This window comes from Paraburkholderia sp. MM5482-R2, assembly GCF_050436125.1.
Taxonomy (GTDB): domain Bacteria; phylum Pseudomonadota; class Gammaproteobacteria; order Burkholderiales; family Burkholderiaceae; genus Paraburkholderia; species Paraburkholderia tuberum.
The window spans coordinates 2,975,637-2,999,429 of record NZ_JBNDLP010000003.1 but is presented as its reverse complement, the minus strand read 5'-3'; the positions used below and the strand labels follow the sequence as shown (position 1 = coordinate 2,999,429).

Sequence of the window (23,793 nt, the reverse complement as noted above, 5' to 3'; positions counted from 1 at the left end):
CCGTGAACAGCCGGTCACACCGATGAAAGGTAGATCGAATGGAATTCAACTTGCGCGGGCGTACCGCACTGGTGGCAGGCGCCACCTATGGGATGGGGGAAGCACCTGGCTTGTCGTCGCTGGACCTTGCTGCGCGTGCGTCCGTTGACGCGCTCGCCCAGGTGGGACTTACGCCTGGCGATGTAGACGGCCTTTTCGTGTGCACGCCGGACGACATGCTGTCGGGTCTCACGTTTGCCGAATACCTCGGTATTAACCCGAAGTTCACCGACAACAACCGAAGCGGCGGATCGGCGTTCGAAATCTACGCGCACACGGCGGCCATGGCGTTGTGTACGGGACAGATCGATGTTGCCTTGATTGCATATGGCAGCAATCAGCGCAGCGCGGCGGGCAAGCTCGTGCAGTCGTCGCGTCCTTCGCCGTGGGAGAGCCCGTATAAGCCGATGAATCCGGTGTCGTCGTATGCGCTTGCGGCGGCGCGTCATATGCATCAGTACGGCACGAAGCGTGAGCATCTGGCCGAGGTGGCCGTCGCCGCGCGCAAGTGGGCGCAACTGAATCCGGATGCGTATATGCGTACGCCCATGTCGATCGACGATGTGATGGGCGCGCGCCTCGTGTCGGATCCGCTTTCCGTGCGCGATTGCTGCCTCGTGACGGATGGCGCGGCAGCGATCGTCATGGTGCGCGCCGATCGAGCGCGTGATCTCACCGACAAGCCGGTGTATCTGCTCGGCGCGGCTTCGGCCACTTCGCACCGCGAAATCGCGAGCATGCCGGATCTCACGGTGACTGCCGCAGCGGAATCGGGCAGGCGTGCGTGTCAAATGGCGGGCGTGAAGGCGAACGATATCGATGTCGCGATGCTGTACGACGCCTTCACGATCAACACCATCCTGTTTCTCGAAGACCTCGGCTTTTGCCCTAAAGGCGAAGGCGGCCACTTCGTTTCAGACGGCGGCATCGCGCCGGGCGGCCGGCTCGCGGTCAATACGAACGGCGGCGGTTTGTCCTGCGTTCACCCCGGCATGTATGGGCTGTTCCTGATGGAAGAATCGATGCGGCAATTGACGGGCCGCGCTGGTGAGCGCCAGATACCCGGTGCGAAACTGGCGATCGCGCACGGTAACGGTGGTGTGCTCTCGAGCCAGGCCACGGTGATTCTCGGGACGCAGGAAACCCTGTAAAGACACGCTGTAAGACACGCCGCCCGCCAGGGTCACTGTCAACAGCTTTGCATGGGATCGGAGTAAGCGCTAAAGCGCTAACCCCGATCGACAGGAGACGGACAGATGAGCGAAGAGACCAGCAGCGATGCAGCAGAGATCGTACAGGTCCGGCAAGACGGTGCAATCGCGATCGTCACATTGAACTATCCCCAACGGCGAAACGCGTTTTCGCTAAAGATGCGCGAGACGTTGTACGCGCGGCTTTATCGCCTGATGCATCACGAGGAAGCCTGCCGTGCGATCGTACTGACCGGCGCGGGCAATACGTTTTGCGCGGGTGGGGACATCTCGGAGATGCAGACGCGCAAGGTGCTCGAATATCGACAGCGCAATGAACTGCCGCTCGATATCTTCAGACTGATGGTGGAAGGCCCGAAAGCGATCGTCGCCGCCGTCGAAGGGTTTGCGTTTGGCGCTGGTCTGTCGCTCGCCGCTGCTTGCGATCATGTCGTCACGTCATCGGCCGCGCGCTATGCGAGCGCGTTCGTCAAGGTCGGGCTGCTGCCCGATACGGGGCTCTATTGGTCGTTGTCGCAGCGCGTGGGCGGCGGCCTTGCACGCGAGCTCATGCTGAGTGCCCGGGAGTTCAACGGCGTCGAAGCGGGCGAGACCGGTTTTGCCAATCAGGTCGTCGAGCCTGGGGAGGCGCTGAACGCGGCCTCGAAGGTGGCGCAACAGTACGCGGAACTGCCCTCGGTGGCCACCGCGCACCTGAAGGCCGCGCTCGCGACGGGCATCCGTACGCTCGACGACGCCATCGAAGCGGAAGTCAACCTGCAGCCCATCCTGCGCCGCAGCCGCGAACACCAGGAGGCCGTGCGCGCCTTCATGGAAAAGCGCAAGCCGGTGTTCGTGGCCGACTGAAGGAAGCCACCATGAGCGAAAAAGAAACGGCAGAAAACGATACGACGTCGCTGATCGAGGTGACCCGCGAGGGACCGGTCGCGATCGTGACGCTAAACAATCCCCGACGCCGCAACGCGATGGGACGTCAGATGCGTCAGTTGTTGCGCGACACGATGCATCGGCTGATGGTGGACGATCCGGACTCGCGGGCAATCGTCCTGACGGGCGCGGGCGAGCACTTTTGCGCCGGCGCCGACATCTCCGAGATGACGCAGCGCACGATCCTGCAAAGCCGCGAGATTCTGGCGGAGTCGTGCGTGGTAGTGCGTGAAATGCAGGCGGGACCGAAGCCGGTCGTGGCTGCCGTGGAAGGCGTAGCCTTCGGCGCCGGGCTGTCGCTCGCGGTCGCGACCGACTATGTCGTGGCTGCGTCGAATGCACGCTTTTGCGCGGCGTTTCTGCGCGTCGGCCTGATTCCGGACACCGGTATTCTGTGGACGCTTCCGAAGCGCATCGGCATGGCTCGCGCGAGGGAGATGCTCTCGCTCGCCACTGAAATCGACGGCGACAAGGCCGGCACGATTCACCTTGCCAACGAAGTCGTCGGGCCGGGTACTGCGCGCGCAAAGGCAATCGAAGTTGCGCGCGGTCTTGCCGACTTGCCGCCGCTCGGCGTGGCGCTGCTGAAGGACGCGCTGACCAACGCGGCGACGACCATGGAAGGCGCGCTGCGAGCCGAGATCGACTATCAGCCCATCCTGCGTCAGTCGAAAGACCATCAGGCTGCCTGCAAGGCGTTTATGGAAAAGACCAAACCGATCTTCACGGGTGAGTGAGCGCGGGGAGCAATGCGATGAGTATCGAGCAGAAGGAAAAAGCCGCGGGCACCGACGAGATCGTGCAGGTGCGCCGTCAAGGCGACGTGACCATTGTCACGATGAACTATCCCGAGCGCCGCAACGCATTCTCCATGAGGATGCGCGTTGCGCTGACCGAGGTCTTGCACCGGCTGATGCACGACGATCCGCAAACGCGCGCCATTGTGCTGACAGGCGCGGGCGGCCATTTTTGCGCGGGCGGCGACCTGTCCGAAATGCACGCGACCACTCTACAGTTGCTGGCGCTTCGTGAGCGTATCGCGGTGGGCGTGCGTCTGTTCAAGCTGATTTATACGGGCACGAAGCCGGTCGTCGCGGCGGTGGAGGGCACGTGCTATGGAGCGGGGCTGTCGCTGGCGGCTGCATGCGATGTCGTGGTCGGTGCCGATACCGCGAAGTACTCATGTGCGTTCGGCAAGGTCGGACTGCTTCCCGACACGGGAATTCTATGGACGCTGCCGCAAAAGGTCGGCGGCAGCAAGGCGCGTGAGTTGATGCTGAAAGGCGATGTCATCGACGCGGCCACGGCGCGCCGCATCGGCCTGGTCAGCGAGGTGGTCGCGAGCGGCGGCGCGCTCGATGCGGCGATCGAGGCCGCGGCGCGCTTCGCGAGCTATCCGCCAGTGACGCTGGCGCTCCTGAAGGCGAGCCTCGTCAATGCGGGCAATTCGATCGAAGACGCATGCCGCCTCGAAACTGACCTCAATCCGCTGACCCGTCAAACGAGCGACCACGCGGAGGCGGTGACGGCCTTCATGGAAAAACGCAAGCCGGTTTTCACGGGTGCCTGACGCCGCCATTCTCCGTTGCTGTCCCTACTGGAAGTTCAACGCATATGTTTACGCCTGACCTGCTGAAGAACAAAAGAATCCTCATCACCGGAGGAGGCACCGGCCTTGGTAAGAGTATCGGCCTGCGCTACCTCGAACTGGGCGCCGATCTCGTCATCTGCGGTCGCCGCAAGGAAGTGCTGGACGCGACGGCCGACGAGTTTCGCGGCGTCGTGCCTGGCGCGCGTGTCACGACGGTGCAGGCGGACGTGCGCAGCGCCGAGTCCGTCGAGTCGATGATGGAGACCATCTGGCGGGATGGTCCGCTCGACGTATTGCTGAACAACGCGGCGGCCAACTTCATCGCGCGCACGGAAAGCCTGTCGGCGCGCGCGGTGGATGCGGTGCTCGACATCGTGCTGCACGGCAGCTTCTATTGCACGATCGCGGCGGGCAAGCGCTGGATCGACGCGGGTCACCCGGGCAACGTGATCAGTACCGTATCGACGCCCACGATGACCGGCTCGGCCTTTACCGTGCCGTCCGCGGCCGCGAAGGCGGGTATTCTCGCCATGACCCGCAGCCTTGCGGTCGAGTGGGGCCCGAAGGGCATTCGCCTGAACGCGGTGGCGCCCGGACTGTTCCCGACGCCGGGCGCATGGGAGCAGTTGTACCCGCCGGGCTCGCAGGTCGAGCCGCAGGAGCGCTCGGTGCCGCTGCGGCGCTTCGGCGATCACGCGGAACTTGCCAATCTCTACGCTTATCTGGCGTCCAATGGCTCCGGCTACATCACCGGCGACATGATCGTGATCGACGGCGGCCGCTGGATGCAGGGTGTTGGCGGCCCGACCTTCCGTGCGATGCAGGACTGGACCGACGAGCAATGGGACGCCATGCGCGCCCACGCTCGCAAGGGTTGAACCATGGGTCCGCTTGCAGGAGTTCGAATCATCGAGCTGGCCGGCATCGGCCCGGGGCCCATGGCGGCGATGCTGCTCGCCGATCTGGGTGCGACGGTGTTGCGCATCGAACGTCGCCAGCCGGTCAAGCTCGGTATCGAGCGTCCGCTGCGCTACAACCTGTTGCTGCGCAACCGGAAGACGATTGCGCTCGACCTGAAAGACCCGGAGGCCGTCGAACTCGTGCTCACGCTGGTGGAGCGCGCCGATGCCCTGATAGAAGGTTTCCGACCCGGCGTGACCGAGCGACTCGGGCTGGGTCCGCAGGCCTGCCTCGAACGCAATCCGAAGCTCGCTTACGGACGCATCACGGGATGGGGCCAGCAAGGTCCGCTCGCGCAGTACGCCGGGCATGACCTGAACTACATCGCGATCACCGGCGTCCTCAACGCAATTGGCCGCCGCGATCAGCCGCCGTCGATACCCCTGAATCTGATCGGCGACTATGCGGGCGGTTCGCTGTACCTTGCAATGGGGCTCCTGGCGGCGATCCTGCATGCGCGCAACGGCGGCGCGGGACAGATCGTGGATGCCGCGATCGTCGACGGCACGGCCAACCTTGCTACCACGTTCTTCGGCATGCAGGCTGCCGGCATCTGGCGCGACGGGCGCGGGACGAATATCACGGATTCGGGATCGCACTTCTACGACGTTTATGAATGCGCGGACGGCAAGTGGATTACGGTCGGTCCCATCGAGGACAAGTTCTATCTCGAACTCCTCCGCCTGCTCGACATCGATCCGCAAACGCTGGGTACGCAGCTCGACGCAAGCAACTGGCCCGCCGCGCGCGCACTGTTCGCGCTGAAATTCAAGCGACGCACACGCGAGCAATGGACCACCTTGCTCGAACACACGGACGCGTGCTTCGCACCGGTTCTGTCGTGGACCGAGGCACCCGAGCATGCGCATCTGAAGGCGCGCGGCACGTTCATCGAAGTGGACGGCATCGTGCAGCCCGCGCCGGCGCCGCGCTTCTCCGCCACGGTGCCCGCGAAGCCGACGGCGCCCGAGGCGCCCGACGCGACCACGATCGACACCGCGCTGGCGGCATGGCTCGAACCGGGCCGCATTGGCGAGTTGAAAGAAGCGGGAACGCTGGCCTGAGCCGCACCCGACAGGCGACCCATAAAGACGAAACGAGACACTCATGGATCTGCGATATACCGACGAAGAGCTGGCGTTCCGCAATGAGGTCAGAGCCTTCTTCAAGGAAGCGCTGCCGGCCGACATCCGACGCAAAGCTACCTTGGGGCAGCGCTATTCGGCGGCCGACCTGCGTCGCTGGCAACGTATGCTCTACGAGCGCGGCTGGGCGACGCCAGCGTGGGACAAGGCGTGGGGCGGGACGGGCTGGAGCGTGGTGCAGCAATACATCTTCAAGGAAGAGCTGCACATGGCCCCGGCGCCCGAGACGCTGTCATTCAACGTGAACATGATCGGTCCGGTGTTGATCGCGTTCGGCAGCGAAGAGCAGAAGCGCCATTTCCTGCCTCGCATCGCGAGCCTCGAATACTGGTTCTGCCAGGGATTCTCCGAGCCCGGAGCCGGTTCGGACCTGGCCGCGCTGCGAACCCAGGCGGTGCGCGACGGGGACCACTACGTGATCAACGGCCAGAAGCTCTGGACTTCGACGGCGCATCACGCGGACTGGATGTTCTGTCTCGTACGCACGGATTCGAGCGGCAAGAAGCAGCAGGGCATCACATACCTGCTGATCGACATGAAGACACCGGGCCTGACCGTCCGCCCGATCGTCACGATCGACGGCCACCATGAAACCAACGAGGTGTTCTTCGACAACGTGCGCGTGCCGGTTGCGAACCGAATTGGCGAGGAGAACAAGGGTTGGGACTACGCGAAGTATCTCCTTGGCAACGAACGCAGCGGCATTGCGCGCGTGGGCGTTTCGAAGATGCGCGTGCGTCACGCGAAGGATCTTGCGAAGCGCGTGCCCTGCGGCGACGGTGTGCTGTGGGACGACTCGCGTTTTCGTGAACGTGTCGCGGCTGTCGAGGTGGAACTGAAGGCCTTGGAGATGACGCAGATGCGCGTGATCGCCGAGAGCAGCGCGCAGCAGAGCCACGTGCCCGACCCGAAGACTTCGATCCTGAAGATCAAGGGTTCGGAGCTGCAGCAACTCGCAGCTGAATTGCTCCTCGAGGTGGCAGGGCCGGATGCTCTACCGCTCGACCTCGACTTCCTGCGTGGGCTTGCCGATCCGGTTCGCGAACCCGAATGGGCGCTCACCGTTGCGCCGAATCACTACTTCGCGCGCCACGTTTCGATCGTGGGCGGCTCCAACGAGATTCAGAAGAACATTCTCGCCAAGTCCGTACTCGGACTTTGAGCGACGGGCGAACTGCGGAGAAGCATCAGATATGGACTTTGATTTCACCGATGAGCAACGCATGCTCAAGGACAGCGTCGACCGGCTCGTCAAAGACGGGTACGGGTTCGAGCAGCGCGCGAAGTATCTCGCTGAGCCGGACGGTTTCAGCCGCGAGCTTTGGGCGCGTTACGCCGACATGGGTCTGTTGGGCCTTTCGTTTGACGAGGAATACGGCGGCAGCAACTGCGGCCCTGTCGAAACGATGATCGTGATGGAGGCGTTGGGCCGCGCTCTCGCGGTCGAACCGTATCTCGCGACGGTCGTGCTGGGCGGCGGCTTGGTGCGGCTTGGCGGCAACGCGGCGCAACGCGCGGCGATTCTGCCGCAGATTGCGCAGGGTGAGTTGCAGATGGCGTTCGCACACAGCGAGGCGCAGGCGCGGTACGACCTCGCGGACGTTGCGACCACCGCACGACGCGAAGCCGCCGGCTGGGTGCTCGACGGCGCCAAGCGCGTCGTGCTCCACGGCGGCAGCGCCGACGTTCTCGTGGTGTCGGCGCGCGTGTCCGGTGGTAGGCGCGAGCGTGACGGCATCGGGCTGTTCGTGGTCAGGGCCGACGCGCAGGGCGTGACGCGCCACCCGTATCCGACGCAAGACCGGCTGCGTGCGGCCGACGTCGAGTTGTCGCGGGTGCGCGTTCCAGATAGCGACGTTCTGGGCACCGCGGGCGCCGCGTTGCCGCTGATAGAAAGGGTCGTTGCGCACGCGATCGCGGCAGTGAGCGCGGAAGCCGTAGGTGCAATGGCAGCTGCGCACGAAGAAACCGTGGAGTACCTGAAGGTCCGCAAGCAGTTCGGGGTGCCTATCGGATCATTCCAGGCGCTCCAGCATCGTGCAGTCGACATGCTCGTCATGGTGGAGCAGGCGCGCAGCATGGCGCTTTTCGCGACCATGATGAGCGAGGAGCCGGACGCGGCGGAACGCGATCGCAGTATGTCGGCGGCGAAAGTGCAGATCGGGCGCTCGGGCCGCTTCGTCGGTCAACAAGGCGTGCAATTGCACGGCGGCATCGGGATGACCGAGGAGTGCAAGATCGGTCACTACCTGAGACGCCTGAGCGTGATCGATATCCAGTTCGGTTCGACCGAACATCATCTGACCCAGCTCGCCAATGCAGGCGGACTGATCGATGCAGCAGCGTGAGCCGCGCGTCCAGCCAAGCAAACGGAAACCATTCATGAGCCGAATTTCCCCACCCGATCAATATCAGGAACTGCGCGACGCCTTGCGCGACCTCTCGAAGGCGTACCCCGACGAGTACTGGCGCCGCATCGATCACGAGCGCGTCTATCCCGAGGCGTTTGTGGACGCGCTGACGAAGGCCGGCTGGATGGCCGCGCTGATCCCTCAGGAGTATGGCGGTTCAGGTCTCGGGTTGACCGAGGCGTCCGTGATCATGGAGGAGATCAACCGCAACGGCGGCAACTCTGGCTTTTGTCATGGCCAGATGTACAACATGAATACGCTGCTCAGAAACGGCTCGGAGGCGCAAAAGCGCAAATACCTGCCGAAGATCGCGAGCGGAGAATTGCGTCTGCAATCGATGGCTGTGACCGAACCGACCACCGGAACGGACACGACGAAGCTGAAGACCACTGCTGTAAAAAGAGACGACCGGTACGTGGTGAGCGGCCAGAAGGTATGGATATCACGCGTGCAGCATTCGGACATGATGATCCTGCTCGCACGCACCACGCCGTTGTCGGACGTGAAGAAGAAGTCGGATGGGCTGTCGTGCTTTCTCGTGGACCTGCACCAGGCTATCGGCAATGGCCTGACCGTGCGGCCGATTCCGAACATGGTCAATCACGAGACGAACGAGCTGTTCTTCGACAATCTGGAGATTCCTGAAGAGAACCTGATTGGCGAGGAAGGCAAGGGCTTCAAGTACATCCTCGACGGACTCAACGCCGAGCGCGCACTGATCGCGGCCGAGTGCATCGGCGACGGCTACTGGTTCGTCGAGCGCGCGTCGAAGTACGCCAGCGAGCGTATCGTGTTCGACCGGCCCATCGGTATGAACCAGGGCATCCAGTTCCCGATCGCCGAGGCCTACATCGACGTGCGCGCGGCGGATCTGATGCGCTACAAGGCCTGCGAACTGTTCGACAACCATCAACCGTGCGGCGCGGAAGCGAACATGGCCAAGCATCTCGCGGCCACGGCTTCGTGGAAAGCCGCCAATGCCTGTCTGCAGACCCATGGCGGCTTCGGTTTCGCTTGCGAATACGATGTCGAGCGCAAGTTTCGCGAAACCCGGCTCTATCAGGTGGCGCCGATTTCGACGAACCTGATTCTGTCCTACGTCGCCGAGCACGTGCTCGACCTGCCGCGTTCATTCTGAGCTTTGGAGGGATCTGATGCGCTTCGAGACCATTCTGTACGACGTCAAGGACCGGGTAGCGACGATCACGCTGAACCGCCCGGAACATATGAACACCTGGAACGACCAGGTGGCGACCGAAGTGTACGAGGCGATGCAGGCGGCGGGCGCGGACCATGGCGTGCGCGTGATCGTTTTCACCGGCGCGGGCAAGGCGTTTTGCGCGGGCGGCGATATTCACAGCTTCGGCGGTGATCCCGCCGCGCTCATGACGAAGCTCCCGCGTCCGTTCGATATGCGCAAGCGCGCCGACTGGCAAACGCGCTGCTCTTACTACCCGGCCATTCCGAAGCCGGTGATCGCGATGCTCAACGGCGCCACTGTCGGCATTGGCCTGATCCACGCCCTTTTCTGCGACATCCGCTTTGCGTCCGAAGACGCGACCATCACGACGGCATTCGCGCGCCGCGGCCTGAGCGCGGAATACGGAATGGCCTGGATACTCGCGCGTCACGTCGGCCAGGCACATGCGCTCGACCTGCTGCTGTCGGGACGCAAGATCAAGGGGCGCGAAGCCGAACGTATGGGACTCGTGAATCGGGCAATTCCGGCGGACAAGCTGGTCGAGGAGACCTATGCGTACGCGCGTGAAATGGCGGAGTACTGCTCGCCGCGCTCGATGCGCATCATGAAGGAGCAGGTCTGGGAGGTGCCGTTCCAGACGCCCCACGAGGCGGTGATACACGCCGGGTTGGACATGCCGATCGCCAACCAGTGCGATGACTACAAGGAAGGCATGGCGAGCTTTCTCGAGAAGCGCAAGCCCAACTTCACGGACTACTGAGCACCCATAGGACTACCACCTGATGCTGAACTACGAAGTCGTCAAGAACTGGCCGATCGAAGATGTCACGCAGACATATAGCGAGCGCGACGTGATGCTGTATTCGCTGGGTCTCGGGTTGGGCGCAGACCCGCTGGACGCAGAACAGCTGCGCTACGTATATGAAAAGGACCTGCAAGCGATGCCGACTTGCGCGGCCGCGTTCGCGTGGCCGAAATCGTGGATGCGCGATTCGCGTACGGGCATCGACTACCTGAAGCTCGTGCACGGTGAGCAGGACGTTCGCTTCATGCGCCCGATGCCGGTTGCAGCGACCATCGTCAGCAAGACGCGGGTGAGCCGCATCTCGGACAAGGGCGCGGGCAAGGGCGCGATCGTCGAGCTCAAGCGTGACATCATCGACGCCTCGACGGGCGAACAACTTGCCGAAGTCCGGCAGGTGTCCTTTCTGCGCGGCGACGGAGGGTTCAGCGCCGGGTCGGGCGCGAGCGACGCGCCGCCCGAAGCGCTTCCGGCTGTGCCGGAGCGCGCGCCGGACGCGGAATACGTGTTTTCGACCGGCGCGCATGCAGCGTTGATCTACCGCCTTTCGGGCGACGCCAACCCCCTGCACGCGGACCCGGAGGTGGCGTCGAAAGCCGGATTCAAGCGGCCCATTCTTCACGGCCTCGCGACCTATGGCATGGCGGGTTACGCCGCGATTCGCACCTTCGCGGGCAACGATGCCAAGCGTCTGAAGCGACTCGCCTTGCGCCTGACCGCGCCGGTGTACCCCGGCGAAGAAGTGCGCTTCCAGTTCTGGCGGGACAGTGACACGCGTCTGCATCTGCGGGCGCGCGTCGACGCACGCGATGTGGTGGTGCTGAACAACGGAATCGTGGAAATTGCCTGAAACCGCGCCCGGCAGCGCCAACGAGCTTTGCCGGGCCGCGACTGGAGCCTGAAATGAAACGACCCCCATGCTCACTGTTGTTCGCGGCCCCCCGGGGGGCTTCAGCCTCCCTTGGGGGCGGCCCGGCGGGAGGCTGAAATGGACCTGAAAGAGAGTCCCGCCGACAAGGAATTTCGCACCACGGTGCGCGAATTCGTAGCGACTCATTTGCCCGACGACATTCGTGAACGGGTGCTGAACTTCCGCCATGTGCCGCGCGAAGACTACGTGCGCTGGCAACGCATTCTGGCCGGGAAGGGATGGGGCGCACCTGCATGGCCCGCGCAATTCGGCGGCGCCGCCTGGAATGCCGCGCAGCGCAACATTTTCGACGAGGAATGCTTTACCGCCGGCGCGCCGCGCCAGATGCCGTTTGGCCTTTCGATGGTTGGACCTGTAATCCAGAAGTTCGGCACCGACGCGCAGCGCGAACGGTTCCTGCCGCGCATCATCTCGATGGAGGACTGGTGGTGTCAGGGTTACTCCGAGCCGGGTGCGGGTTCCGATCTGGCGTCGCTCAAGACGCGTGCGGACCGTGTCGAGCGCGACGGTCAACCGTTCTACGTCGTCAACGGCCAGAAGATCTGGACCTCGTTTGCCCAATGGGCGAACTGGATTTTCTGCCTGGTCCGCACGGATGGCAGCGGCCGCCCACAGGAAGGCATCTCGTTCCTGCTGATCGATATGTCCACGCCCGGCATTACGGTCAGACCCATCCGCACGCTTGACGGCGGCCACGACGTCAACGAAGTGTTCTTCGACAATGTGGCAGTGCCAGTGAGCAATCTCGTCGGTGAGGAGCATCGCGGCTGGTCGATCGCCAAGTACCTGCTCGGCCACGAGCGGACCAATATCGCCGGCCTCGGCAACTGCAAGCGTTTCATGCGACGTCTGAAGGAGATTGCCAGCACCGAGCGTAAGCACGGCAAGCCTCTCATCGAGGACGTTCGCTTTCGCGATCGCATCGCCAGGGTGGAAATCGATTTGATCGCGCACGAATGGTCGCTGCTGCGCGTCGTCTCAGCCGAAACTGCAGGACGTCCCATCGGACCGGAGGCTTCGGTGCTGAAAATCCGCGGTTCGGAGATTCAGCAGGAGCTTACGGAGCTGATCATGGAATGCGCAGGCCCCTATGCGGTGCCTTTTGTAAGCGAAGCGCTGGAGGCGCACTGGCGCGGCGAAACCGCGAACGGCGAGCTGCTCAACGCGCTGGCCGCGCACTACCTGGACTGGCGCAAGATTTCGATCTACGGCGGTTCGACTGAAGTGCAGAAAAACATCATCGCCAAGCAGGCGCTCGGCATCTGAGGACACGCCATGGACTTCACGCTGGTTGAAGAGGAACAGATGCTGGCCGACGTGGTCGGCCGTTTCGTCGAAAAGGAATACGACTTCGAGGCGAGGCGCCGTCTCGCCGCTACGCCTGAGGGCTGGTCGGCTGCGCACTGGACGACGCTGGCCGAAATGGGCGTGCTGGCGCTGAACGTGCCGCAGGATCATGGCGGCCTTGGCACGGGGCCGGTCGAGACCATGCTCGTGATGGAGGCCTTCGGCCGTGGACTCGTACTGGAGCCGTTTGTTTCGACGGCCGTGATCGGCGCGAAGCTGATCGGGCGCGCGGGACACGAGGCGCGCAAGGCCGAGCTGCTGGCCGGTATCGCCGACGGCAGCCTGAAGACCGCGCTCGCGACACTCGAACCTGGTGCGCGTTTCGATTTGTGGAACGTTGCGACGAGGGCCGAGCCAACGCGTGACGGGTTCATCCTGAATGGACGCAAAGGCGTTGTACTGCACGGCGACAGCGCGGACATTCTGCTGGTTTCGGCGCGTAGCGCAGGCGAGCAGACCGACAGGCACGGCATCACACTCTTCGCCGTCGATGCGCGAACGCAAGGTGTGAGCGTCAAAGGATTTCCGGCACTCGATGGCCAGCGTGTCGCCGAGGTAGTGCTGGACGACGTACACGTCGGTGTAACGGCTGTCATCGGCGCCGTCGATCAGGGCTACCCGTTGCTCGAGTGGGTCGTCGATCAAGGCATTTTTGCGCTGTGCGCGGAAGCGGTCGGCGCGATGTCGCGGCTGAGCGATCTGACCTTTGAATACCTGCGCACGCGAAAGCAGTTTGGCTCGCCGATCGGCAAGTTCCAGGCGCTGCAGCATCGCGCCGCCGATATTTTGACCGCGGTAGAGCAGGCGAAATCGATGGTCTTCTTTGCTGCCGCGAAACTTGGCGAGGACGATGACCTGGAAGCCCATCGTGCTGTTACAGCCGCAAAGGCGCTCATTGGCCGTAGTGCACGCTTCGTGGCACAGCAAGCGGTACAACTGCACGGAGGGATGGGCATGACGGACGAACTGGCGGTGGGGTGGTACGTGAAGCGGCTCACCTGCATCGACATGACTTGGGGAAACACCGAACACCATATCGAGCTGTACGGCGCGTTCCTGTAATTGCGGTTAATCAGATGAAGAATGGTCCTGACCGCTCATACCGGTCGATTCGAAAGGAGACAACTAATGTCAGTAGCTGCTCATGGCGGGACTCCGGATCTGGCGCCAATTCCCGCGCACGTATTGCCTGAACGAGTGTTCGACATCGATATCTACAATCCGCCGGGTGCCGAAGACGACTACCATCTCTCGCTCAAGCAGTTGCACGCCGAAGGCATTCCCGACATTCTCTGGACACCCCGCAACGGCGGACACTGGATCGCGACGCGCGGCGATGACATCTATCACATCCTCAAGGACTACGAGAATTTCTCGTCGAAGCAGCTGACAGTGCCGCTCGTCGAGCATCAACCGTTGCCGCCGATCTTCTTCGATCCTCCGCAGCACACCGCCTATCGCGCGCTGATCGCGCCCGCGTTCATGCCGCAGGCAATCGGCAAGCTCGAGGAGAAGGCGCGCGAAATGGCGATCGAACTGATCGAAGGCTTTTATCCTAAGGGCGAGGTGGAATTCGTATCGGGGTTTGCGCAACATCTTCCGATCGGCATTTTCATGAACATGGTGGCGCTGCCCGCCGAGGATCGCGAGTACTTGCTCGGCCTCGCTGACAAGATGGTCCGCCCGGTCGATGCCAACGAGAAGCTCAAGGCGCTCGGTGCGATTTTTCAGTACCTGGGGGTGAAGATTGCGGAACGCCGCGCGAACCCGGGTGACGATCTCATCAGCAAGATCGTCCATTCGAAGATCGACGGGCGCGCGCTCACCGACGAAGAAGCGCAGGGGCTCTGTGGTCTCGTGCTGATTGGCGGCCTCGACACGGTTGCCTCGGCAATGGGCTTTATCGCGCGATTCCTCGCCGGGAGCCCGGCCCACCGCAAGCAGCTCATCGACAACCCCGAACTGACGCAGAAGGCCGTGGACGAGCTTCTGCGGCGCTTCCCGGTGGTCAATCAAGGGCGGCGGATCACACACGATTTCGAGTACAAGGGCGTGCAGATGAAGGCGGGTGACATGATCATCATGCCGACCACACTGCACGGTCTGGACGAGAGGAAGTTCGACGATCCGCTGAGCGTCGATTTCACTCGGCCCACGCCGATTCATTCGACGTTCGGCAATGGCGCGCATCGTTGTCCCGGCTCGTTCCTTGCGCGCGTGGAGTTGAAGGTTTTCCTTCAGGAATGGCTTAAGCGGATTCCCGATTTCCAGATCAAGCCTGGCGAGAAAGCGGGTGTCCACGGAGGTGTGAACGGCACGCTATACCACTTGCCTCTTGTCTGGGACGTGGTCCGCTGAGGATCGGTCACAATGGCCTGAGCTGGCCATTGTGATCATGTGCGTCTGTAGAAGGGGAGCTGCGGCTCGGTGTGCCCGTCACATGGCGCGCCGACCGCTCCATCCGGGCGCGATTCTGGCACAAGCAACTGCCTTGCAGTTTTATGGAGATGCCTTGCTCAACGCTCGCCAGACGACCTTCATGGCGTGACGGAACGAGTCTGCATTAAATGTGTCCGCGCCTGACCGGCGAAGAAAGACGACCAGACCGTGCAGATGTGAAAGGAGTAGGGCGCCGCGCAACGTGCATTCTCCCGAGGGCAAGGTTGGGTTGATCTGCGCGATCAGTTCCGCCAGGAGACCCTGAAAATCCGCAGTAGATTTCGCCATCAGGGCATGCAGAAAGGGCTCATGCTCTGCGAGGCTCCAGCATTCCAGCACAAAGGCGCTAACGCGGTTTCCGCCGCTCGCCGTCAGTACGGAGAACGCCTCGTCGACGATGACATCCAGTCGCGCTTCCGGTGGCCGGGATTTGTCCTGGGCGATCGTCCGATAGTGCTCGAAATAGCGATCCGTGTATGCCTCGATCGTGGCCCGCAATAGTTCTTCGCGGGTGCTGAAGTAGTGCTGCAAGGTCCTCAATCGAATCCCTGCCTCGCTGGCAATTCGGCGTTGAGTGAAACCTGCGTTACCTTCGGATGCGAAGACCTCGATCGCCACTTCGATGATGGCGGGCACGCGGGTCGTTCTGTTCCCGCGCCGTTTGGGCCCGTCTGCTGCCGTGTTGCCGAGGTCTGCCGATGAGATGGTCAGGTCTTTCATCTGTTGTGCTCTCCTTGGCGTCTGCTGTCCTCTCGCTTGTTGCCAGTCCGGGACGTGTATCTGCGGGCTATACCCCGCCTGATACGAGCGCCGTTCGATCCGGATCGGGCAGCGCCGGCATTAATCTGATGATAGTCGAATGACGAATTAATATGTGTCCGACGACTAATTAGCCTTTAGATAGAGTCTGATCCAGTCGCTCGCGACATCACATATCCTACCCGAATAAAGGGGAGGTTTGTCCATACCAGCATTTCCCCTAGTGTCATCTGGGCTTGATAATGGGTCGGCTGACTACTACTATTTAGTCAATCGACACATTACGCCGGAACCCGACCATTCCCGCTGTGTCGCAAGCCGAAGCAGCGGATTCGCAGGGTTTGGGGTTGGCCGGTTAGAGTCGCCAATTTGCGTTCGTGGTTGTGATGTCAGCAGCGCGCACAGGCCGTAGAAGGAGCTGGACATGAAGGTTGGGGAAGGTTCTTTGCGTTGGCTGATCGACAAGTGGATTGCGCCCACTGCAACCACCTCGGTGCACATCACCCGATGTACTTTCGCAAATTCAGGCCAGACGAGGTGTGTACTTGCGCGGTCGTCCGCCGCTGAGAACTCCCTCGCGATATTCTTCTTTCGGCACGACGACGGGGCATGGCGCGTGTTCCCGCCTCCTCCCCGCAAACCAGAAAGGCACTTCTACGCAGGAACGGGATAAGCGATTCGTCTGATCGCGGTCCATGACCAGCCTATACAAAAGGACTGCAGAGGAAACTGATCCGATCGCACAAGCTATTGATTCATCATCGGCTCGGACGGTTTTCCGAAAGCCATCCATGGTTTGCATCGTCAATCTGCGCAGTCGAATCGGACACCTCGCAAATGCAAGCGTCGCCACTGTCTCATCCGCGTCACGCGGCCATGCGCGGACCGCTTCGAGTTCATCACCAAACTCAAATCCACGTTTACCCCGCATTTTGAACGTCGTTCGGAAAATTGCATCACTTAGGGGTGAGCGAGCGTTGACAGTCGAGTTTCGAGCGTTTATCTTTCCGAACAGCATTCGCATTCTGGTGACGCTGTGGGAGGTATCCGAGGCGCGATGCTGACGAGGTAGGGAGGCCGGTTTCGCTTCATTGCAAAAGTCTGCGGCAGTCCAAAGGCCTGGGCCTTTTCTGCGGCAGCGCGACAAAGACAAGAGGAGACGCATGAAACAGAAGAGTCTAAAGCCAAGTGCGATCAGCCTTGGCGTGCACGCGACCTGCATCGCTGCAGCGTGCGGGTTGTGGAGCGCAAACGCCAACGCCTTCCACTTCGATGTGCCGAACCCGGACATCGACATGGAATGGGACAACACGGTGCGTGCGGACTACGGCATCCGGCTTCAGAACCCGAGCCACTTCTACACGAACAGCCCGACCTACGACGAAGGCGATCTATCGACGCCGAAGTTCAGCACGATCCAGTCGATGCTGAACCTCTACAGCGAATTCGATTTCAAGTACAAGGACACGTCCGGCTTCCGCATCAGTATGGACGCGTGGTACGACCCGACGTTCAAGAATCACAATACGAGCAATCCTGCATTTCCTCCGAACTATCCGAACAACGAGTACACCAGCTACATCAAGAAGTACTACCAGGGGCCGAGCGCCGAGCTGCGTGATGCGTTCGTGTTCCACACTTTTGACCTCGGTGGTCACTCTGTCAACGTCAAGCTCGGCCGGACGGCAGTCACCTGGGGGCAGTCGGCGTTTGCTACGCTGGGTGGCGCGAACTCGGTGGCCATCGGTCAGCAGCCGCTCGACCTGATGAAACTGACGCAGAGCCCGAGCGCTTCGCTCAAGGAAATCGTGTTGCCGACGGCTCAGGCCAACGTGACGACGAGCATTACCGACACGTTCTCTCTCGGCGCGCAGTACACGTTCGAATGGAATCACGATCGGCTGCCTGAAGGCGGCACATATTTCGGCGGTGCCGATCCTATTCTTTACGGCCCTCCGATCGCCAGCTACCAAAACATTCCGGGGCTGGGCACATTCGCGATTCCGCGCATCGCGCCGACGAAAGGCCAGATCGGCGATATCGGCATCGACGGCAAGTGGCGTGTCGATTCGATCGCAACGACCTATGAATTTACGTACCGCCACTTCGCCATGAAGATGCCGTGGGCGGCGGTGCTACTCCCGGGTGCCGGACCCGAACTCTTCCCGGGCACCAACCTTCCCGGTGTTACGGCGAAGTACGGCAACGACGTGAACCTGATCGGCGCTGGCTTCAACAGTGCGATCGGCAGCGCGGCAGTGGCAGGCGAGCTGTCGTATCGCTGGAACATGCCACTCAATGCCGTCAACACGACGACGGTCAACGATGCGCCGACGGGTCGCACGCTGCACGGTCTGCTGAACGTCACGCAGTCGTTCGGCAAGACGCCCATGTGGGACAACATGTTCCTGCAGGCGGAATTCGCGTTCAACCAGCTGCTAAGCGTGCAATCGAATGCGCGGAACTTTGCCAATTCCAGCTATGACACCACGGGCCAATGTTCGGCATCGGGCAACTCCGCGTTTAACAACTGCTCGACGCGCTTCTGGGCCGGGATCGGCATTGGTGCGAGCCCGCAGTGGTATCAGGTATTCCCTGGGGTTGATTTGACGATGCCGCTGTTCGTTAATCTGAATCTGAAGGGCTACTCATCTGTCATCGCGCCAGCGGCCGAAGCACAGGGGCAGAACACCTTCGTGGTCGGGCTTGATTTCACGATCTACAACAAGCATGAGGTGGACATTACCTACACCTACTACATGAACAAGAAGGGGTACTCAACGGCGGGAGCCGCGACGGCGCTCGGTGCACCGTACAGCGACAAGTCGTGGATCGGCATCACCTATCAGACAACGTTTTGATGATGGAGGCACGTGTGAAAAGTTTCCCAAAGCTTCTTAAGGCGCTGGCGATACTCGCCGCGGTTTGGGCCTCACCGTATACGCTGGCGATCGAGAGTGGGATCACGCCGTTCGGCGCGGAAATTGCCGGCAACAAGGACGGCACGATTCCGGCCTACACGGGGGGCATCAAGGACTTTCCGACCGGGTTCAAGGCCGACTCCGGAAAATGGGCCGACCCGTTTCCCGGTGAAAAGCCGGTTCTGCAAATCACGGCTCAGAACTATCAGCAATACGCCGACAAACTGAGCGCCGCCTCGATCGAGCTGTTCAAGCGCTATCCGACTTACCGGATGGACGTTTACCCGACGCACCGCTCGGTTTCGTATCCGGACTGGTATCTCCAGAACTCGGAAAAGGACGCGGAAAGTGCCAAGCTCGAAAAAAACGGCCTTTATATCGATGGGGCGTTCGGCGGCAAGCCGTTCCCGGTGCCGAAAAACGGTCAGGAGGCGCTGTGGGACTGGGAATTACGCTACGTCGGAACGGCCCAGAAAAACAACGTGAAGACGTGGCTCGTCGATTCGAGCGGCACGCCGATTCTTGCTGCGCAGTTCAAGAGTTCGCTGCTCTATCCGTATTTCGAGCCGAAGGACGAAGCGGAGTTTCGCAAGAAGGGCCCCCTCGCGATCTGGTATCAGGTATATAACGACTACGCGTCACCGGCCCGCCTGATTGGCGACACGACGCTCTTCTGGTACTTCACGGATTCGGCCGATCACGATCAGCAATCGTGGGAATACAACCCGGGCCAACGCCGCGTGCGCGTGGCGCCCGATCTCGCCTACGACACGCCGAACCCCGGCTATTCGGGCGCGATCACGATGGACGACATCCAGTTGTTCTACGGCAAGATCGATCGCTGGAACGCGAAGCTGGTCGGCAAGAAGGAAATGTACATTCCGTACAACGACTACAAGCAGCAGTACGACACGCCGGCCAGCAAGATCACCACGCCGCATTTCGTGAATCCCGATTATGTCCGGTGGGAGCTGCACCGCGTATGGGTCGTGGAGCTGACGCTCAAGCCGGGCGCGCGTCACATCTACAGCAAGAAGACGCTGTACTTCGACGAGGATGGCGGCGGGGGAATGATGGATGCCTACGACCAGTCCGGCAAGCTCTATCGGGCCGGCTTTGAGACCACGGTTCCAGCGTACGACTACAAGGTGCCGTATTCGCTCGGTAACTGGTTCTACGACTTCAACAGCGGCATTTATATCTTCGGTAGCCATCCGGCGGACTCGCCCGGGATTTTCTTCAACGTGAATTTCCCAAATGACTACTTCACGCCGGAGCGTATGCAATCCGCGGGTGTGCGCTAATTGCGCGCCGAGTTGAGGATGAGGTATTGAGTGATGCGTCCTGCCCGGCTTGCCTGGCGGGCACAAGGAAGGGCGCAGCACGTGCGCCGTGCCGGCTATGGCATGGCGCACAAAGAAGTTTTCATAAAAAGCTCAGAACTGTTCGCGTGATCGATCGCCAGTTACTGTGAAGGAGACACAATGCGCAAGACCCTGTTTCGTTGGCTGGCAATCGTCGCCGCGGCATGCGCCGCGAGCGGGTCGGTCTACGCCGAATTCGCCGACCCGATGCGCTCGCCCGCCGTCATCAACCCGCAGGCCGCGCATGAACCGCTGATGGCGCTGGCGCAGGCCGGACAGCGCCTGGTCGCGGTAGGTCCGCGCGGAGCAATTCTCGTATCGGACGACGCAGCCGTGCACTGGCGCCAGGTACAGGTGCCGGTGAGTTCCGATCTGGTGGCCGTTACGTTCAAGTCGGCCGCGCTGGGCTGGGCGGTCGGACACGACGGCGAGGTGCTCCATACCACCGACGGTGGCAATAGCTGGACGCGACAGCTCGACGGCCAGCAGGCGGCCAGGCTGATGAGCGAGTACTACGCGAAGCAACCGGGCGATTCACCTGATCTCAAGGCATCGCGCGAAGAGGCCGAGCGCTTTGAAGCAGACCAGGGAGGCCGTCCGTTTCTCGACGTCTGGTTCGATGACGAGCGTTCCGGCTGGGTCATCGGTTCGTTCAACATCATTTTTCATACCGACGACGGCGGCAAGAGCTGGGTGCCCTGGTTCGACCGCGTCGACAATCCCAACGCATTGAACCTGCATGCGATGCGCCGTATCAACGGCACGCTTTATATCGCGGGCGAACAGGGGCTGCTGCTCAAGCTCGATCCCGACAAGCAGCGTTTCGTCGCGGTGCCTACGCCGTCGAAGGGTAGCTTCTTCGGTCTCGCTTCCACGCACAACGCGATGATCGTCTACGGTCTGCTCGGCAACGCGTATCGCTCCACCGACGGCGGCGCGACGTGGGACAAGATCACGCTGCCGACCGGCGCGAGCATTCTCGCTTCGGCTGAACTGCCGAACGGTCACCTTATTCTCGCGACCCAGGCGGGCGAGCTGCTCGAGAGCGTCGACCAGGGGGCAACGTTTCATACACTCGGCGCGAGCCAGCCGGGCGGCATCTTCGCCATGGCGCTGCGCGGCGACACCGCGGTGCTGGCCGGTGCGGCCGGCCTGTCGCGGATCGCATTGTCGAAGTTGCACTAGGGGGAGCAGACATGGCTGGCGGCAACAATGCCCAATTCGACAAGATGCCCGTGGTGGCGGATCTTGCCAGCTTCGATACGCGCTCGGGTAACGCGCTCGAGCGGTTGATCTTCAACCGGCGTCCGTGGCTCATCATCATCTGCGCGATCATCACGGCGGTGCTTGGATTTCAGGCGCTGCGGCTCGATGTGAATGCGAGCTTCGAGAAGATGATTCCGCTGTCGCATCCGTACATCAAAAACTACCTCGCCAACAAGGCGGATCTGAAAGGACTCGGCAATTCGCTGCGGATCGTCGTCGAGAATCCGTCGGGTGACATCTACGATCCGAAATATCTCGCGGCGCTGCGGCGTATCAACGACGCGTTGTTCCTGATTCCGGGCGTCGACCGGCCTGGCGTGAAGTCGCTCTGGATGCCGATCGTGCGCTGGAACGTGGTCACGGAGCGCGGCTTCGCAGGGGGACCGGTGATGCCGGACGGCTTCGACGGGTCCGCGCAGGCAGTCGAACAGCTGCGCACCAACGTTGCCCGCGCCAACATCGCGGGCAGCCTCGTGTCGAACGATCTGCATTCGAGCATGATCCAGCTGCCGCTGCTCGATCATTACGCCGATACCGGCAAGCCGCTCGACTACGCGAAGCTCTCGCACCGGATCGACGAGGTCATCAAAGCGGAGGGCCGCGGCGAGGTCCGGGTTCACGTGGTGGGCTTCGCGAAACTGATCGGCGACCTGATCGACGGACTCAAGCTGGTAGCGATGTACTTCGGCGTGGCCGCGGGGATCGCCCTCGTCGTGATCTTTCTCTATACGCGCTGCTATCGCAGCACGCTGCTGGTGGTGGGGTGTTCGCTGATTGCGGTGGTCTGGCAGCTCGGCATCATTCGCACGCTCGGCTATGTGCTGGACCCGTACTCGGTGCTCGTACCGTTTCTCGTTTTCGCGATCGGCGTCTCGCACGGCGCGCAGAAGATGAACGGGATCACGCAGGACATCGGGCGTGGCACGCATCGCTACGTGGCGGCGCGCTACACGTTCCGGCGGCTTTTCCTCGCCGGTCTCACGGCGTTGCTCGCGGACGTGGTTGGCTTCGCCGTGCTGATGGTGATCGACATTCCGGTAATCAAGGATCTGGCATTTACCGCGAGCGTTGGCGTGGGCGTGCTGGTCTTCACCAACCTGCTGCTGCTGCCGGTACTACTGTCATACATTGGTGTGAGTCCGTCGGCTGCACGACGCAGCGTGCGTGGCGAGCAGAACGACGCGCGCGGCACCTCGTCGGCGGGCGCGTTGTGGAATCTGCTCGATCGCTTCACCGAGCGCCGCTGGGCTGTCGGTGCGATCGTTTGTGCGGCGGCGCTCACGGTGTTCGGCTGGTCGATCAGTCAGCACCTGCAGATCGGCGACCTCGATTCGGGCGCGCCGGAACTCAGGCCGGAGTCGCGTTATAACCTCGATAACGCGTACACCAACGCGCACTACGGTCTGTCGAGCGACCTGTTCGTCGTGATCGGCAAGTCGTCGCACGGCACCTGCGACGCCAACAACTTCCCGCTGGTGCTCGAGGCCGACCGGCTCGAAACCGCACTGCGGGGCGTGCCGGGGGTGCAGACCACCACCTCGGTCGGCGGTCTCGCGCGCTGGATGACGTCCGGGTTCTACGAGGGCTACCCGAAGTGGTACACGATCGACCGCGTGCCTTCGATCGTGAACAAGACGGTGTGGCAGATCCTGCTCGATCATCCTGATCTGCTGAGCCAGACCTGCGGCACCGCACCGGTCATCGCCTATCTGACCGATCACAAAGCGGCGACGCTGTCGCGCGTGATGGAGGCTGCAGAGGCATTCGCGAAAACCCATAGCGACGCCGATCATCAGTTCCTGATGGTGGCCGGGTCGGCGGGCATCGACGCGGTGACGAACGTCGTTGTCGCCAAGGCGAACCGCACGATGCTGTTGATGGTGTATGCAGCGGTGATCCTGCTGTGCTTCATCACGTTCCGCAGCTGGCGCGCGGTCGTGGTGGCGGTCGTGCCGCTCGGGATCACGTCGGTGCTGTGCGAGGCGCTGATGGTCAAGCTCGGCATCGGCGTGAAGGTGGCAACGCTGCCGGTGATCGCGCTGGGCGTGGGCATCGGCGTCGACTATGCGCTCTATCTGCTGAGTGTGCAGCTCGCGTATCAGCGCGCTGGGCAGCCGCTGCGTGTGGCCTATCGGCACGCGGTGCAGTTCACCGGGAAGGTCGTGGCGCTGGTCGGCGTGACGTTGGCTGCCGGCGTCATAACGTGGGCGTTCTCGCCGATCAAGTTCCAGGCCGATATGGGCATCCTGCTCACGTTCATGTTCCTGTGGAACATGATCGGCGCGCTGATCCTCATTCCGGCGCTGTCGCATTTCCTGCTGCAAGGCATTTCGCGTAAAGCAGTGGCGAAGGGCGGCGCCGCCGGTTCCACGAAGGTCGAGGCCTGTAGCGGTGAGGCAACGCTGCGGTCGTGACTGCGGAACGGGTGCCGCTCTTCGCGCGGCACCCTGGCAGGACAAAAGAATTGGCCCGCTATCTG

General features: G+C 62.1%; 19 protein-coding genes. 18 read left to right on the top strand and 1 reads right to left on the bottom strand.

From position 1 onward, the window contains the following. Nucleotides 1-38: 38 nt before the first annotated feature. The 14 genes from OKW37_RS35700 (at nt 39) to OKW37_RS35635 (ending at nt 14,923) form a co-directional block, all read left to right on the top strand. On the top strand, nt 39-1,190 hold the full coding sequence (locus tag OKW37_RS35700) for a thiolase (RefSeq protein WP_429403747.1): 1,152 nt from the start codon (nt 39-41) through the stop codon (nt 1,188-1,190). A gap of 105 nt (nt 1,191-1,295) precedes the next feature. Then, nucleotides 1,296-2,096, top strand: a complete 801-nt coding sequence (locus OKW37_RS35695; RefSeq protein WP_429403746.1) for an enoyl-CoA hydratase/isomerase family protein — start codon at nt 1,296-1,298, stop codon at nt 2,094-2,096. An 11-nt stretch (nt 2,097-2,107) separates the two neighbouring features. Further along, nucleotides 2,108-2,914, top strand: a complete 807-nt coding sequence (locus tag OKW37_RS35690; protein WP_429403745.1) for an enoyl-CoA hydratase/isomerase family protein — start codon at nt 2,108-2,110, stop codon at nt 2,912-2,914. 17 nt (nt 2,915-2,931) lie between these two features. Next, nucleotides 2,932-3,747 (top strand): enoyl-CoA hydratase/isomerase family protein, encoded by an 816-nt coding sequence (locus OKW37_RS35685; RefSeq protein ID WP_429403744.1) that lies wholly within the window; start codon nt 2,932-2,934, stop codon nt 3,745-3,747. 44 nt (nt 3,748-3,791) lie between these two features. Next, nucleotides 3,792-4,646 (top strand): SDR family oxidoreductase, encoded by an 855-nt coding sequence (locus OKW37_RS35680; RefSeq protein ID WP_184061961.1) that lies wholly within the window; start codon nt 3,792-3,794, stop codon nt 4,644-4,646. Between the two features lie 3 nt (nt 4,647-4,649). Beyond that, nucleotides 4,650-5,792 (top strand): CaiB/BaiF CoA transferase family protein, encoded by a 1,143-nt coding sequence (locus OKW37_RS35675; protein WP_429403743.1) that lies wholly within the window; start codon nt 4,650-4,652, stop codon nt 5,790-5,792. Nucleotides 5,793-5,835: 43 nt separating this feature from the next. Then, nucleotides 5,836-7,035, top strand: coding sequence for an acyl-CoA dehydrogenase family protein (locus OKW37_RS35670; protein ID WP_429403742.1), 1,200 nt, complete (start codon nt 5,836-5,838; stop codon nt 7,033-7,035). 31 nt (nt 7,036-7,066) lie between these two features. Continuing rightward, a complete protein-coding gene (locus OKW37_RS35665) occupies nt 7,067-8,221 on the top strand; it encodes an acyl-CoA dehydrogenase family protein (RefSeq protein WP_429403741.1) in 1,155 nt (384 codons plus the stop codon). Between the two features lie 34 nt (nt 8,222-8,255). Next, a complete protein-coding gene (locus tag OKW37_RS35660) occupies nt 8,256-9,422 on the top strand; it encodes an acyl-CoA dehydrogenase family protein (protein ID WP_429403740.1) in 1,167 nt (388 codons plus the stop codon). A gap of 16 nt (nt 9,423-9,438) precedes the next feature. Further along, complete coding sequence (locus OKW37_RS35655) at nt 9,439-10,245, top strand: enoyl-CoA hydratase (protein WP_090808781.1); 807 nt, start codon at nt 9,439-9,441, stop codon at nt 10,243-10,245. A gap of 22 nt (nt 10,246-10,267) precedes the next feature. Further along, entirely contained in the window at nt 10,268-11,137 is an 870-nt protein-coding gene (locus tag OKW37_RS35650) for a MaoC/PaaZ C-terminal domain-containing protein (RefSeq protein WP_429403739.1), read from the top strand. Nucleotides 11,138-11,275: 138 nt separating this feature from the next. Continuing rightward, on the top strand, nt 11,276-12,484 hold the full coding sequence (locus OKW37_RS35645) for an acyl-CoA dehydrogenase family protein (RefSeq protein WP_429404381.1): 1,209 nt from the start codon (nt 11,276-11,278) through the stop codon (nt 12,482-12,484). A 9-nt stretch (nt 12,485-12,493) separates the two neighbouring features. Continuing rightward, nucleotides 12,494-13,627: an acyl-CoA dehydrogenase family protein gene (locus OKW37_RS35640; protein WP_429403738.1), complete on the top strand. Its 1,134-nt coding sequence runs from the start codon at nt 12,494-12,496 to the stop codon at nt 13,625-13,627. Between the two features lie 66 nt (nt 13,628-13,693). Then, a complete protein-coding gene (locus OKW37_RS35635) occupies nt 13,694-14,923 on the top strand; it encodes a cytochrome P450 (RefSeq protein ID WP_429403737.1) in 1,230 nt (409 codons plus the stop codon). A gap of 141 nt (nt 14,924-15,064) precedes the next feature. Here the strand turns inward: OKW37_RS35635 and OKW37_RS35630 are convergent, their stop codons facing one another. Then, on the bottom strand, nt 15,065-15,724 hold the full coding sequence (locus OKW37_RS35630; RefSeq protein ID WP_184061953.1) for a TetR/AcrR family transcriptional regulator: 660 nt from the start codon (nt 15,722-15,724) through the stop codon (nt 15,065-15,067). A gap of 1,202 nt (nt 15,725-16,926) precedes the next feature. Here OKW37_RS35630 and OKW37_RS35625 point away from each other — a divergent pair. From OKW37_RS35625 to OKW37_RS35610, 4 genes are all read left to right on the top strand, one after another. Beyond that, complete coding sequence (locus OKW37_RS35625; protein WP_260321267.1) at nt 16,927-18,624, top strand: DUF1302 domain-containing protein; 1,698 nt, start codon at nt 16,927-16,929, stop codon at nt 18,622-18,624. Between the two features lie 14 nt (nt 18,625-18,638). Then, nucleotides 18,639-19,988 carry a DUF1329 domain-containing protein gene (locus OKW37_RS35620; RefSeq protein ID WP_311734815.1) on the top strand — a complete coding sequence of 450 codons (1,350 nt, stop codon included), beginning with the start codon at nt 18,639-18,641 and terminating at the stop codon, nt 19,986-19,988. A gap of 180 nt (nt 19,989-20,168) precedes the next feature. Next, nucleotides 20,169-21,233 carry a WD40/YVTN/BNR-like repeat-containing protein gene (locus tag OKW37_RS35615; RefSeq protein ID WP_184061951.1) on the top strand — a complete coding sequence of 355 codons (1,065 nt, stop codon included), beginning with the start codon at nt 20,169-20,171 and terminating at the stop codon, nt 21,231-21,233. 11 nt (nt 21,234-21,244) lie between these two features. Further along, nucleotides 21,245-23,728, top strand: coding sequence for an efflux RND transporter permease subunit (locus tag OKW37_RS35610; RefSeq protein WP_429403736.1), 2,484 nt, complete (start codon nt 21,245-21,247; stop codon nt 23,726-23,728). Nucleotides 23,729-23,793: the final 65 nt, after the last annotated feature.